A 14,567-nucleotide genomic window follows, 5' to 3' on the forward strand; every position below is an offset into this window, starting at 1 on the left:
TTTAGTTACGTGTTAAAGCGATATTGTCGCTGTAATCTTGAGCACTAAAATCCGATGTTAAATTTATCAACATAGAAGAACATTATGAGCCAAACTTTTTATATTCACCCTGATAATCCACAAACACGTCTGTTAGATCAAGTTGTCAAAATATTAAACGACGGCGGTGTGATTGCCTTTCCTACCGATTCGGGATATTCGCTTGGTTGTTTACTCGATAATAAATATGGCGTTGATCGTATTTGTCAGATTCGCAATCTTGATAAGCATCACAACTTTACCTTAATGTGTCGTGATCTCTCTGAGCTTTCTTCTTATGCCTTTGTCGATAATACAACATTTCGGTTATTGAAGAATAATACACCGGGTAAATATGTGTTTATTTTACCGGCAAGTAAAGAAGTGCCACGCCGCTTAATGAACGAAAAGCGTAAAACCATTGGCTTACGCATTCCTGATAATAAAATAGATTTAGCGCTTCTCGAATTATTAGGTCAGCCCTTAATGACTACCACCTTAATTTTACCTAATGATGAAGAAGCACAATCCGATCCGGACGAGATTGAAGATAAAATTGGTCATCAACTTGATGCCATTGTTCATGGTGGTTATATTAGCGAACAACCCACCACAGTGATTGATCTTACTCATGATTATCCTGATATAGTTCGACAAGGTAGCGGTGATACCGCACCTTTTATATAAATAAAATTATAAATTAATATAGGAAAACAAAATGAAAAAAGTCATGGCATTTATTTTTATAATCAGTATTGGAATATTAATATTGGTAGCGCGTCAATCGATAAAACAGATAGATTTTATTAATTCTTCAGTCAGTGCTACAGGCACCATTGTTGATTTTGAAGAGTCGTATTCAAAAGATTCTGATGGCAACCGATCAGTTTCTTATTTTCCTATCTTTCAATTTGTTGATAATCAAGAACAAGTTAGAAAGGTGAAATCAAATGTTGGTAGTAATCCTCCCGCCTATGAGAAAGGCGATGAGATTGAAATTTTATATGATCCGTTAAATTCGAATCATGCAAAAATTAATACTTTCTTCTCAATGTGGCTTGGCGAAATGATTTTTGGAATCATTGGCATCCTACTATTTTTAATTAGTATTAGTTATTTTTATTATCAATTTAAGAAAAATAAATTAAAACGTCAGATGCTGACAAGTGGCCGACAAATTGAAGCGAAGATAAATACGGTTGAACAAAACACCGCATTATCTGTTCGAGGTCGCTCGCCGTATATCATTTACTGTCAATGGCAAGACAGTATAACATCAAATCATGTCTATCTTTTTGAAAGCGAAAATATTTGGTTTGATCCTAGTCCTTTCATTGATAAAGAGACAATAACTGTCTATATTGATGAAGCAAATCCAAAACGTTATTATGTCGATATTAGTTTTTTACCTAAGGTAAAATAAATCATCATTAAATAAAGATACCTGTGAAGGTAGCGAGGCAAAATGAAAAAATTGAATTCTGAAAAATTACAAAAAGTGTTAGCCAATTTAGGCAATGGCTCTCGTCGTGAGATTGAAGCCATGATTAGTGCAGGTAAAATCAGTGTTGACGGTAAAATAGCCACTTTAGGTGACCGTGTTGATGTCAATACTAACCCTAAGATTCGAATCAATGGCCACTTAATTCAATTGAGAAGTAAAGAAAAAGAGGTCTGTCGGGTTTTAGCCTACTATAAGCCTGAAGGGGAAATCTGTTCCCGAAATGATCCACAAGGTCGGGCAACGGTATTTGAACATTTGCCTCGTTTAAAAAATGCACGTTGGGTTAATATTGGCAGGCTTGATATTAATACCTCTGGTTTATTACTGTTTACCACCGACGGCGAACTTGCCAACCGACTTATGCATCCAAGGCATGAGATCGAGCGTGAATATGCGGTAAGAGTTTTTGGTAATGTGACCGATCAACAGCTCAATCAATTGCGTAAAGGTGTACAACTGGAAGACGGACCAGCGGCATTTAAATCGATTAAAGCGCAAGGTGGCGACGGTTTAAATCAGTGGTTTAATGTTGTTATAACCGAAGGTCGTAATCGAGAAGTTCGTAGAATGTGGGAAGCCATTGAGGTACAAGTTAGCCGTTTGCTTCGTATTCGCTATGGCAATATTACGTTACCTAAAGGACTTTCACGAGGCACTTGGATTGAACTCGGTATTGATTCGGTTAACTATTTGCGTGATCTGGTCGGTTTGCCGGCCGAAGTGAAAAGTTTTACCAAAACTAACGCTTCATCAGATAAGCGAATCGTCAGACCAAAACGAGCAAGAGTTGACCGTTTAGCTAAATCACCACGTCAAGCAACCAGCAAAAAGCCTACACGTAAATAAATCTATCTTCTATTCCCAATAAACGCTGTGTTATTGGGGATAGCACATTTTTGTGTTAAAGCATTAAGACATTTGCCACTATTTTTATTAAACAGTGAATAACGCCTTAATGCTTTTTACAAGCTCTACAAGCTCTACATGCTTTACAAACTCTATATGCTTTATACGCGCTCTATATGCTCTACACGCTCTACATGCACTACACGCCCTAAATCTACTACATGCTCTATAAGCTAACTCTAAAAGTTTTGTAAGCTCGACAAGGCTCGACGATCATATCAAGCAGAGCGCTTGTTATTGAGTATTTTAAAAACGATTAAAGCCCTAATACCATTCGCCCATTTTTGGTTGCCACATTCACTACGTTATCTAAATCAGTATAACGGCAGCCGGTTACCAATAGTTTGAGTTCTTCCCACATATTTCCGGTTGAAAAAGGAAGCATATAATCGCTAACGTTATCTGTGCCAATGGCAACCGGAATGCCTGCCGCTGCCAGCTCGTCAACCGGCGTTAGTGAGTTACGAGTTGGTCCTTGCTCTTCACGGCGTGGGCTATCAATCCAGGCAAACGGGCAAGCAATAACCATCATTTTTGCTTCTTTCATTTTTTTATAGAGTTTTTGCCGATAGGCTAAGCTATGCGCAGTGATTGAGATACTGTGAATGGCAACAACTCTTCCATGCATACCGTGTTCAAGCGTTTTATCGGTCAGTTGCTCTGTTTCAATCTCATCGGATGAGTTAAATTGGTCAACATGAACATGTACCATTTTGCCCAGTGATTTACCTGTTTGCATGAGCACATCAAGATGAACAAGTCCCATACCTTCACCATGGTCACGTTCATCACGGCGAGGTAATCCACCAATAATATCGACTAAATCAGCGCCTTTATCAAACCAATAGCGAGCTTCTTTATCAATCACGCCTTTAAGTGTTTGGTTCACTAACTTTATGGTGATGTCATTTTTATAGGTTTCACGGGCTCGTAATGCGCCTTTAATTGCTCTTTCTTGAGCGATAGGATCGATGTCAACAAACGATCCCATGGCACTGACACCTTGTTCAATCATTCGTTCAACTGCCATGCTAAAATGACGGTAGTAATCATCTTCACTCATGGCGGCTTTAACTTTATCTAAGGTATCCCATTTTTCAATTAATGATTGTTTTTGATACACATCAAAGCTGTCAACGTTAATCGTAAAAGCTCGGTCAGCATGCATATGAGCATTAACCCAACCACCATTTTGCTTAATTTTGTTCATTAAAAATGCTTTTAAACTTTGATCTCGACTGGTTAATAACATTTTTTTATTATCTGTCATAATGTGCCTCTACGATGAAATGACTTAAACAAGTGTTACTGATAAGATGAAAAAAAGACAAAAAAAATCCCCCAAAAAGGAGGATATAAAAGGTGCTTAAAAGTTTATTGTTAAGGATAACTAAATTGTGATTTGTCATGGTTTGTTACGCTTTACCTATGCAATAAATTGCAAGAATTCTAACCAAATCACGGGTAATAGCAAGTGTTATAATTATAAAAATATTTAAATAAATGATATAGTTAAAGTATTATTTTTTAGATTTTTACGGTGAGGAATCAAATTTTAATCAACTCTTATCGGTAATGAAACCGATAAAAATAGTTAACTCATTATGATATCGAGTAATTTTGTGTCGCAAAATTGAGACAAAGCAAAGAAGCGTGGCAAAATAGGTTTAATTTAATAGTTCTACTTTAATTGTTCTTGAATCACTTCTTCCCAGGTCGTCAAGTACAAGTACTTTAAACGATCCACTTTGGGTTGGTATCCAGCTTAGTGATGTGTGTGGCTCAGATTGCCCAATGAAGGTATCATTAACAAACCAATAGAGTGTTTTAACATCGCCGTCACTATTGGCTGTGAAACTAATTCGCTCACTTTTTTGCTTACTTTGTCTAAACTGATAAACGACATTTTTAAGCGGTGAAGTTATTTTAGGGGGTTCGCCATTTAGACTTTGCACCGTCTGGCAATGTTGGGTTGTCGGTGGCGTTTTTTTCGGTAATCCGGCTTTTGCAAAAATAGCGGCTAAATCTGACGGCCAAAATTCAAAAACTTCAATATGCGAATTTTCCATATCATAAGGCGGGCAGACCGCTTTGCCAGTTTGATTATCAACCCTTACTGGTCTGAAAATGGTATCGGGTTTAATCGGTGATACGCCTGGAATAAACCATGTTTTACCTTTTGCTTTACACCATTGGGTCATTAAGTTACCACTGGTTAAACAAATATCGACACGCTTCAAATTTGGCGGTATACGGTGCTTTTCTTTGCGTATATTAGGATAATAGGCATTGATGCTGTCAACAATATTAAAAAATAGTGGGGTTGCTGCATCAATTCCAACAAAGGCATTGTTACCTTGATTATTAAAATTGCCTAACCATACTACCATGGCATAATGACCAAAATTGCCGGCAGTCCAAGCATCACGAAATCCCCACGAGGTGCCGGTCTTCCACGCAACGGGAATCATTTTCTTTTGCATTTTGCTCAGTATATCTTGTGGACGAGTATTTTTTTTCAGCATATCAAGCGTCATAAATGCGGCTTCTTCACTTAACTGTCGTTCTGGCTCCACTTGATTATCGTGTTTAATAAATTTTAATGGTTGCCAGTTACCACCGTTGTCCAACATTGCATATAGACTCACTAACTCTTGAGCAGTTATCTCGCCACCACCCAACACCAAAGCTAAGCCATAATGCGCTTCATCAGCTAAATTTTGTATATGCGTATTAACTAAAAATTCATAAAAAGAGGGTTTTTTTAATTTTTGCGCAATAGCCACAGCGGGGATATTGCGGCTGTGAATTAAAGCATCAGTTGCAGAAATTGGGCCTCGAAAGTTACGGTCGAAGTTTTCCGGAGTATAGGCACCAAAATTGGTTGCGACATCTTTAAGGATTGTTTGAGGATGCAATAAACCTTGATCGATACCAAGTGCGTAGATAAATGGTTTTAGCGTTGAACCGGGTGACCGTTTGGCATTCGTTCCGTTAACTTGCCCTTCAATGGCTTGATTAAAATAGTCAGCAGACCCGATCAGCGCTTTAATTTCCATTGATTGGGTATCAACTAATATAACAGCTGCATTATTGATGCCTTTTATGCTGTTTCGTTCAATAAATGCTTCAACCTGTGTGGTGATAATTTTTTGTAATTGGCTATCTAATGTGGTGTGGACTTCCAGATCATTACTGACATGGTCTTGCATGATTTGATTAACAAAGTGAGGCGCGACAAATGGTAGTTTTTCCGGTTGGCGTAAAACCAATTTTTGATCGAAAAGTGCAGCGATATTACTATCAACCGGGTATTTTTCTTGCCAACGTTGAAAAAGCATGTTTCTTGCTTTAATCAGTGCCGGGCCAGCTATGCCGGTTTTGCGATCAGTTCGATAGGTTGGTGATTGCGGTAACACAACTAACGTTAAGGCTTCCGGTAGATTGACTTCTGAAGGCGGTTTATTGAAATAAATTAATGATGCCGCCCCGATACTTTCAATATTTCGTCCAAACGGTGCATAGTTGAGATAAGCTTCTAAAATATCATGTTTGGAATACATTAATTCTAGCTGGATAGCTCTGGCAATTTGGGTGAGTTTTCCGCCTATCGTTTTGGTATTTAATCGCCAGTGCATGCGAGCCAGTTGCATGGTAATGGTTGATGCGCCTTGTCGATTCCCGCCGCTCACGAACGTTTGCCAAAATGCTCGGCTTAAGCTAAATGGATTAAAGCCGGTATGATAATAAAACCATTGGTCTTCATGCAGTAATAAGCCGTTAATAATATCTGGCGATATCTCTTCAAGTGGTGTCCAAAGCCGATACCGGTCATCGTCGGCTAAGGTCATTCTGATTAATTGATTGTTATCATCGTAAAAACGTTTAGAAAAAGAGAGAGATTCGGATAGAGGAGGATGAGGAAATAAGCGAATTGCAACGAGTGTTAGCAAGATTAATACAATTGCCATTAATTTATTTTGTTGCCGAACAATAAATCCAATCATTTTATCTTGCTGTCTAATTGTTACTCAAGGAATAGGGATCAATTACCACCGATATTATATCGGTGGTAAGGAGTATTACATTTTTTCAACAGTTTTAATGCCTAACATATCAAGTCCCGTTTTAAGGGTTTTTGCTGTTAATGAAGCCAGTTTTAAACGGCTGGTTTTTAGACTTTCATTTTCAGCAGATAAGATTGGGCAGTGTTCATAAAAACTAGAAAATAGTGTAGCAATATCGTACAAATAAGCACACAGCACATGTGGTGTGCCTTCATTAGCAACGGTTGATATCGTTTCATCGAATTGGATTAAGCGGGTAGCTAATGCACGCTCTTTATCCGTTTCAAGACTGATAGTACCGGTTAAGCTATCTTCATTAATGTTTGATTTTCTGAAGATTGATAGTACACGAGTGTAAGCATATTGTAAATAGGGTGCGGTGTTGCCTTCAAACGACAACATATTGTCCCAATCAAATACATAATCGGTTGTGCGGTTTTTTGATAGATCGGCATATTTAACCGCACCGATAGCAACAGCATCAACCACTTGCGCCAGCTCTTGTTCGGTCAATTGTGGATTTTTACTGCGAATTAAAACGGTTGCACGTTCTGTCGCTTCATCAAGCAGATCATTTAATTTAACTGTATCGCCCGAACGAGTTTTAAATGGTTTTCCGTCTTTACCTAACATCATACCAAACATATGATGTTCAAGTTTTAGTGATTCCGGGACATATTTAGCTTTGTGTACAATTGCCCAAACTTGTTCAAGGTGTTGGTGTTGACGTGAATCGGTATAATAGAGTATACGGTCAGCATGCAATGTTTCGTAACGGTATTTGACACAAGCAATATCGGTTGTAGCATACAGGTAGCCGCCATCACGTTTTTGGATGATGACACCCATTGGCTCGCCTTCTTTGTTTTTATATTCATCTAAAAAGACAACGATTGCCCCGTCACTTTCAACCGCCAGTTTTTTATGTCTTAAATCAGCCACAATACCCGGTAGCATGCTGTTATAGATGCTTTCCCCCATGGTATCTTCTAATGATAGTGTGACATTAAGACGTTTATAGGTTGCTATATTTTGTGTCATAGTGATATCAACAAGTTTTCGCCACATTTCTCGGCAATACTCATCACCACCTTGTAATTTAACCACGTAATTACGGGCTTTTTCAGCAAATGCTTGGTCTTCGTCATAGTGTTTTTTAGCGGCACGATAAAATGATTCTAAATCTGACAAATCCATATCATTGGCATGCTCATTTTGCATCTTTTCAAGGTAAGCAATAAGCATACCGAATTGCGTGCCCCAATCACCGACATGGTTGGCTCGTATAACATTATGACCTAGAAAACTTAATACTCTGACAGTGGCATCACCAATAATCGTTGAACGTAAATGTCCTACATGCATCTCTTTGGCGACATTCGGTGCTGAATAGTCAACAACTATCGTTTGTGGTTTAGCCGGTAAAGTAATATTCAATTTATCACTACTTAAAGCAATTTCATTTTGTTGCGCAATCCAGCTATTTTTTAAAAAGATATTAATAAAGCCAGGGCCGGCAATCTCAACTTTATCAGCGATATCGTTGATATCAAGATGTTGCAATACTTTTTCAGCAAGCTCTCTTGGTGGCATGCCTAACTTTTTAGCGGCAGACATAATGCCATTAGCTTGATAATCACCAAATTGTACTTTAGCAGATTGTTTGATTAGCGCGTCGCTGTTTTTATCGGCGCCTGCCATAATCATTGCTTGTGAAATGCGTTGCATTAATAATTGTTGAATATTCACACTAAACCTAATTGATTGTAATAAAATGCCCAATATAATACTGGTAAATTGATAAATTGTCACTGTGGGATTAGTTAAGGACAAGTAAATACAGCGTGTTTGTATAAGATAAAATTATTGTAAATTAGCGTGACATAGATTACTTTATGTTCAAAATAAATTGCATAAATAGAGAGAGCGATAAATGTTCCAAAAATTTGTTAAATGGAGTGTAATTTTCAATATATTTTTATTTTTTTCTGCTTTAGCCTTTGCTCAAGCATCCGACAATGTGCCAAACCTAAAACTCCCCATAACTTCTTCACAATTTATAAAATACTATAAAAAAGATAATGATGGTTACGCTATCTTTTTGGACAAGTATTCAAAACTCACTCAACTCTTGAATGAGCAAGAAATCAATTTTCCGATTAAAAATGAGTCTTTTGGATATGATCGATTTACACAAGATATCCGCTATTACGTAGTAGGTGGCTTTGTTCAGGATAATTATCTCTATAAAGTGATAATTTACAATGGTTATGGTGAAGCTGATACCCAGATGTTAAATATTCAACTAAATAGTTACGATGAACAAGGTAAATTGATTGATGCTTTGCTTTTAGATAGTCAATATCGCTATGAAGATGTTAGTAGTTTTAATCAATTTTCTGTCAATGAAGATTTAACAATAAACCTAAAACAGTTTGTGACTTACTATTATGATGAGGACTATGAATATATAGATCCTAAGCCGGAATTTTATAAAGAACAGGTATATCAGATTAATCAAGGGCAATTTAAGTTAGTCTCTTCCAAAATGGCAGAGAAATTTGAATGGCAACAGTGAAGGGTAACTATTTACAATTAAACCTTGAGCCTCTAAACTAATATCGTTCTCAACGGGGTGCCGAGTTGGGCTGAGAATGTTAACTTGCTAACATAACCCGTCGAACCTGAACTGGATCATGCCAGCGGAGGGATTTGAGTTATAATATCTGCTCAAACCTTTTGTCTTTTACTTACTATTTTGGAGGCAAAATGTTTCGTCACAATCTGTTATTGTCTATTGTTTTTCCTTTATTGTGCTTTGCCGGCGCTGTCTTTGCTGAGCAGCCAACTTTAACCGTCTATAGTTATAACTCTTTTATGTCACAGTGGGGTCCCGGTGAAGCGATCAAAAAAGGTTTTGAGGCGCAGTGTGACTGTCAACTTGATGTGATAACATTGGGAGACGGTGTATCGATTTTAAATCGTATTCGGCTTGAAGGTGATAAAACCAATGCTGATGTGATTTTGGGGTTAGATAACAATCTGATAGAACAAGCTAAATTTGCCGATATCATTATACCTCATCAAATTGAGAAACCGGATAACTTAAATACCGATTGGTGGAATGAAGATTTTATGCCTTATGATTATGGTTATTTTGCCTTTATTTATAATAAAGAGAAAATTAAAAATCCACCTCAATCTTTACATCAATTAGTTGATAACAAGCCAAATTGGAAAATTATCTATCAAGATCCCAGAACCAGTACACCCGGTTTAGGATTGCTTTTTTGGATGAAGAAAGTTTATGGTGATGATGCCGCCATAGCGTGGCAAAAAATAGCGAAAAATACCGTTACAGTAACCAAAGGTTGGAGCGAGTCTTACAATATGTTTTTGAAAGGCGAAGCTGATTTTGTGTTGAGTTATAACACTTCACCGGTTGCACATATTTTAAATGATAACGATTATCGCTATGTAGCGGCCATTTTTGATGAAGGACATTATCGTCAAGTTGAGGTAGCCGGTATTATCAAATATAGCCAAGAAGTTCCATTGGCTCGCCAATTTTTAAAATATCTATTAACACCACAAGTGCAACGTTTATTTGCTGAAAAAAATGTGATGTATCCAATTATCAAAACTGATTTACCTCCGGCTTTTGATCAAATTAAACCGATAGACAAGCCGCTGGAATTTGATGCAGAACAAGTTAGCAAGCATCAAAAAGCGTGGATTCGTGAATGGCAATCAGCGGTGATCAAATAGAACGGTTAATTTGATGTTTAAATTAAAACCGCTAATGGCAGGTATTGGCGCCGCTAGTTTTATTTTTATGGTATTAGCAACGGCGCTTTTTGCACTAGTTCGCTTTGCCATAGAGTCTGATAATTTAACTGTCTATTTTGATAGTTATTTATTACATATTCTAGCAATAACGTTTTATCAATCACTGTTATCGACTGTTTTATCTATCAGCTTTGCATTATTAATGGCGAAAGCTTTATCAATGGTTGATTTTAAAGGCAAAGCACTGCTATTAAAGCTGATGCCGATCACCTTTATTTTACCAACACTAGTGGTTGTTACCGGACTATTGTCGGTATATGGCAAGCAGGGTCTAATATCGGTTTTTTTTCAGTCTCTTAATTTACCTTATTCGCTGTCGATTTATGGGTTACAGGGTATTTTATTGGCGCATGTTTTTTTGAATTTTCCCTATGCCTGCTGTTTATTTTATCGAACGTTAATAAGTGTGCCGGTCGAACATAAACAGTTAGCAGCGCAGCTTAATTTTTCTCATTTTGCCTTTGTTAAACTGATTGAATGGCCTTTGTTGCGCCGGCAAATCTTACCTATGGCAGCATTAATTTTTATGCTTTGTTTTTCCAGTTTTGCCGTTGTGCTTGCGCTGGGTGGGGGACCAAAGTTTACCACAATTGAAGTGGCAATCTATCAATCTATCCGTGATTTTGACATTATGCAAGCGGTTGTGCTTTCAGCGTTGCAGATTGTGTGCTGTATAACTTTTATTTTGTTGATGCAAAAATTGAATCAACAAAAGAAACTTAGCATAAAATTTGTTAAAGCCGATTATCAACTCGCCATACCGGGTTATTTAGGTTTTTTATGTAGAATCATCATTTGGGTAGGTGTGCTATTTATTTTTCTTCCGATGCTAACGGTATTGGTTGAAGGGATTTATTATTTTCGCTTATCTGCGATTAATCAATCTTTTCTATCAGCGTTAATGTACTCCATTTTGATTGCTTTAGGCTCAGCGATGATTGCTATGTTGTTAGGCTTGTCGCTACTTTGGACGAATAGCCGTTTACTTGTTTTCCAGCAGACAAAATTGAGTAATTATTTAATGATGATCGGCTCGTTAATTTTGGTTATTCCCAGTATGGTTTTAGCATCGGGGCTTTTTTTACTGCTATTTCGTTACGCCGATAATACGCTGTTTATTTGTCTGTTGGTTATGCTTTGTAATGGGCTTATGGCATTACCTTTTGTGCTTAAAAATCTTGCCGCACCCATGTATGATGTTACTTTGCGTTACTGGCAGCTTAGCCAATCGCTCAATATTACCGGTTTAAAGCATTTTTATTTAATCGAATTTAAAGCATTAAAAAAATTGATTATGATGAGTTTTGCATTTTCGATGATTTTATCGTTGGGCGATTTTGGTGTGATTGCGTTGTTTGGTGGGCAATCGGTGATCACATTACCTTATTATTTATACGAGCAAATATCACATTATTATTATCATGATAGTATGGTTACTGCTGCTTTTCTATTAATCTTATCTTTAAGTATATTGGTTGTGATAGATGATGATCGAACTTAACCAAATCAGTTATCAGCACGATGATTTCAAAACCTATTTTGACTTCAACATCGCCGCTAAAGAGCGGGTGATTGTCGTTGGTCCTAGTGGCGCAGGTAAAAGTACGCTGTTAAATCTTATTGCCGGCTTTGTTTATCCTCAATGTGGAAATATCATTCTTAATCAGCAAAATGTTACCCATTTGCCACCGAGCGAACGTCCGACATCTATGCTATTTCAGCATAATAATTTATTTAGCCATTTAACCATTGAACAAAATATTGCATTAGGCATCAAACCCTCTTTAAAATTGAGTGCTAATGAGCAGTCGTTGATAGGTCAAATACTCGAGCAAATTGGGCTTAAAGGGTTTGCCGGGCGTTTTCCTGAACAGCTTTCCGGTGGTCAGTCACAACGTGTGGCGCTTGCCCGATGTTTGATTCAACATCGTCCTATTTTACTATTAGATGAGCCTTTTTCGGCGTTAGATCAAGCGCTGCGATTTGAGATGTTAGCGCTGATAGATCAGATCTGTAATCAATATGGTCTGACTTTGATGATGGTGTCACATTATCTGGATGAATCCCTAAGCTATTTTTCACGCTGTTTGGTTGTTGATAATGGGCAAATTATCTTTAATGATCATCCCGAAAAGTTGAAACTTTCTGAAAATCAGCATATAGCTAAAATATTAGGCTTAAAGATTGGCTAAATTGGTGGCATTGGCCAATAGTGCTAATAGCAAATTTTAAATAGATGAATATTGCCAGTTTGACTGAGATTTTTAATTAAAGGAACAAATGGTTTAGTGGTTGTTATCAAAATCCTACTGCATCGACTCGTTAACTAGAAAATTTGGCTTTTTTAGTCAATCCCTTTATTGATCTCCGCCTGTTAACTTATTTTTTTAGCAAAGACTGCTGCATAAATTGCGCCTATTGCGCCTTTAAGGTTTTATTAATTTAGGCTAGATAAAGTGTTATCACCTATTATTTAATATTGTTAGATATTCATGCAAAAGTTAAAAGACAACCAAAAATTTAGCTGGTCTGCACTTATTTTTGTTATTCTATTTTTTTGTTACTTTTCCTGTGCGTTACAACTTTATATTGTGTTATCGGGTCATTCGAATTTAATTGGGTTACGTGATGCGATAATTTATAGTTTAATTTGGCTGATACCAGTTCTGCTGTTTCCAAATCATACCCGGAAAATTGCCGCCGTTTATGGACTGGTTATTGGCGCTTTGTCGCTTATCTCCATTGGTTACTTTGTGATTTATCGTCAAGAGTTTTCACAAAGTGTCTTTTTTGTTATGGCTGAATCAAACTACAATGAATCTCATGAATTTATTCAACAATATTTTAGCTTTAAATTATTAGCAGTATTAGTGATTTATATTTTAATCGGTATTTATCTTTGGCGAAAAGTAAAACCGATTTATGTTAAAAATTCGACCAAGTGGATCTGCTCGCTGTTAATTATCACTTATGCTTTAATGCCGTTATTTATTAGTATGGCAGTTAAAAAGACTTCATTTGAAAAAGCAACAGCGCACTTAATGTCTCGCATGGAAACAACCGTGCCATGGCAACTTTTAAATAGCTATTTAGCCTATCGTTCGCAATTAACTAATATGGAAAATATTTTGAATCATTTGCAAACGCTGCCTGCTTTTGAAAATTTAAAAGATGCTAATGGTGATACACCAAGAACATTGGTGCTGATCATTGGTGAGTCAACGTCTCGTCAACGTATGGGCATTTACGGTTATGACAGGCCGACAACGCCACAAATAGAGCAATTTAAAAAAGAGAATCCGGAATTTTTGGTTTTCAATGACGTGGTATCATCAAGACCTTATACCATTGAGATATTGCAACAAGCTTTAACCTTTGCTGATGAACAGCATCCGGATCTCTATTTGAAAAAACCGTCGTTAATACATTTAATGAAACAGGCTGGTTATAAAACTTTTTGGATAACTAACCAGCAAACTATGACCAAACGCAATACAATGCTAACTATGTTTTCTAAGCAGGCCGATGAACAGTTTTATATGAATAACGATCGTAATCAAAGTTCAAGACAATATGACTCATCCGTTTTCGAACCCTTTAGAGAAGTGTTAAACGATCCGGCGCAGAAGAAATTTATTGTTATACACTTGCTTGGTACCCATATGAAATATTCCTTGCGTTATCCTAAAGATGAACAGTGGAATCACTTTAAAGATAAAGACAAAATAGCATTTAAGATTGATGATGAAAAGCTAGACTATTATAACAGTTATGATAATGCGATCAGATATAACGATTATGTCACAACCACACTTTTCAACTTGTTTAAAAATAGTCAAGAAAACGGTTTTATGTTGTATTTTTCTGATCATGGGGAAGATGTTTACCAATCACCGCCACATGATGTGTTAGGGCGCAATGAAAAAGCACCAACCCAAACAATGTATACGGTACCATTTATGCTTTGGCAATCGCCTAAGTGGCGAGCAAGTCATCCTAATAATTATCAATCCTATGTAGAGCGTAAATTTAGTACTCAAGATTTGATTCACACATGGTCTGATTTAGCCGGTTTGAGTTATGATTCTTACCAGCCGGAAAAAAGTATAGTGAACCCTAATTTTCATCAATCGATCCGCTGGATAGGCGATCCGTATGATAAAAATGGACTCATTGATTTCGATAAGTTGCTTAAGTAATTTTTTAGCGGTTTGCACAAGTTT

Annotated in this window: 11 protein-coding genes and 1 riboswitch; of the genes, 8 read left to right on the forward strand and 3 right to left on the reverse strand. The window is 37.0% G+C overall.

Translation table 11 applies throughout. From position 1 onward, the window contains the following. The first annotated feature begins 84 nt into the window (after positions 1–84). From J3U37_RS03880 to rluB, 3 genes are read left to right on the forward strand one after another with little or no spacing between them, the layout of a single operon-like run. Positions 85–705, forward strand: coding sequence for an L-threonylcarbamoyladenylate synthase (locus J3U37_RS03880; RefSeq protein ID WP_220219331.1), 621 nt, complete (start codon positions 85–87; stop codon positions 703–705). A gap of 31 nt (positions 706–736) precedes the next feature. Beyond that, positions 737–1,441 carry a DUF3592 domain-containing protein gene (locus J3U37_RS03885; RefSeq protein WP_267329690.1) on the forward strand — a complete coding sequence of 235 codons (705 nt, stop codon included), beginning with the start codon at positions 737–739 and terminating at the stop codon, positions 1,439–1,441. Positions 1,442–1,483: 42 nt separating this feature from the next. Continuing rightward, the gene (rluB, locus tag J3U37_RS03890) at positions 1,484–2,368 is read left to right on the forward strand and encodes a 23S rRNA pseudouridine(2605) synthase RluB (protein ID WP_220219333.1); all 885 of its coding nucleotides are present in this window, start codon (positions 1,484–1,486) and stop codon (positions 2,366–2,368) included. Positions 2,369–2,684: 316 nt separating this feature from the next. Here the strand turns inward: rluB and J3U37_RS03895 are convergent, their stop codons facing one another. The 3 genes from J3U37_RS03895 to argS all read right to left on the reverse strand — a co-directional run bounded on the left by J3U37_RS03895 (position 2,685) and on the right by argS (position 8,244). Further along, a complete protein-coding gene (locus J3U37_RS03895; RefSeq protein WP_220219334.1) occupies positions 2,685–3,698 on the reverse strand; it encodes an amidohydrolase family protein in 1,014 nt (337 codons plus the stop codon). Between the two features lie 397 nt (positions 3,699–4,095). After that, positions 4,096–6,435: a penicillin-binding protein 1C gene (gene pbpC, locus J3U37_RS03900; protein WP_220219335.1), complete on the reverse strand. Its 2,340-nt coding sequence runs from the start codon at positions 6,433–6,435 to the stop codon at positions 4,096–4,098. Between the two features lie 75 nt (positions 6,436–6,510). Continuing rightward, on the reverse strand, positions 6,511–8,244 hold the full coding sequence (argS, locus tag J3U37_RS03905; protein ID WP_220219336.1) for an arginine--tRNA ligase: 1,734 nt from the start codon (positions 8,242–8,244) through the stop codon (positions 6,511–6,513). Between the two features lie 184 nt (positions 8,245–8,428). On the opposite strand from argS, the gene J3U37_RS03910 reads away from it, so the two are divergent. From J3U37_RS03910 to cptA, 5 genes are all read left to right on the forward strand, one after another. Further along, positions 8,429–9,073 carry a hypothetical protein gene (locus tag J3U37_RS03910; protein ID WP_267373416.1) on the forward strand — a complete coding sequence of 215 codons (645 nt, stop codon included), beginning with the start codon at positions 8,429–8,431 and terminating at the stop codon, positions 9,071–9,073. A 43-nt stretch (positions 9,074–9,116) separates the two neighbouring features. Further along, positions 9,117–9,224, forward strand: a riboswitch (TPP riboswitch). Positions 9,225–9,264: 40 nt separating this feature from the next. Then, positions 9,265–10,263 carry a thiamine ABC transporter substrate binding subunit gene (gene thiB / locus J3U37_RS03915; RefSeq protein WP_267373417.1) on the forward strand — a complete coding sequence of 333 codons (999 nt, stop codon included), beginning with the start codon at positions 9,265–9,267 and terminating at the stop codon, positions 10,261–10,263. A 13-nt stretch (positions 10,264–10,276) separates the two neighbouring features. After that, on the forward strand, positions 10,277–11,845 hold the full coding sequence (gene thiP / locus J3U37_RS03920) for a thiamine/thiamine pyrophosphate ABC transporter permease (RefSeq protein ID WP_267373418.1): 1,569 nt from the start codon (positions 10,277–10,279) through the stop codon (positions 11,843–11,845). Then, the gene (gene thiQ / locus J3U37_RS03925) at positions 11,832–12,536 is read left to right on the forward strand and encodes a thiamine ABC transporter ATP-binding protein ThiQ (RefSeq protein ID WP_416379982.1); all 705 of its coding nucleotides are present in this window, start codon (positions 11,832–11,834) and stop codon (positions 12,534–12,536) included. Before thiP ends, thiQ begins: the two co-directional genes overlap by 14 nt. A 300-nt stretch (positions 12,537–12,836) precedes the next feature. Then, positions 12,837–14,543, forward strand: a complete 1,707-nt coding sequence (gene cptA / locus J3U37_RS03930) for a phosphoethanolamine transferase CptA (RefSeq protein WP_267373420.1) — start codon at positions 12,837–12,839, stop codon at positions 14,541–14,543. Positions 14,544–14,567: the final 24 nt, after the last annotated feature.

The organism is Gilliamella sp. B3172 (genome assembly GCF_026536465.1).
GTDB lineage: Bacteria > Pseudomonadota > Gammaproteobacteria > Enterobacterales > Orbaceae > Gilliamella.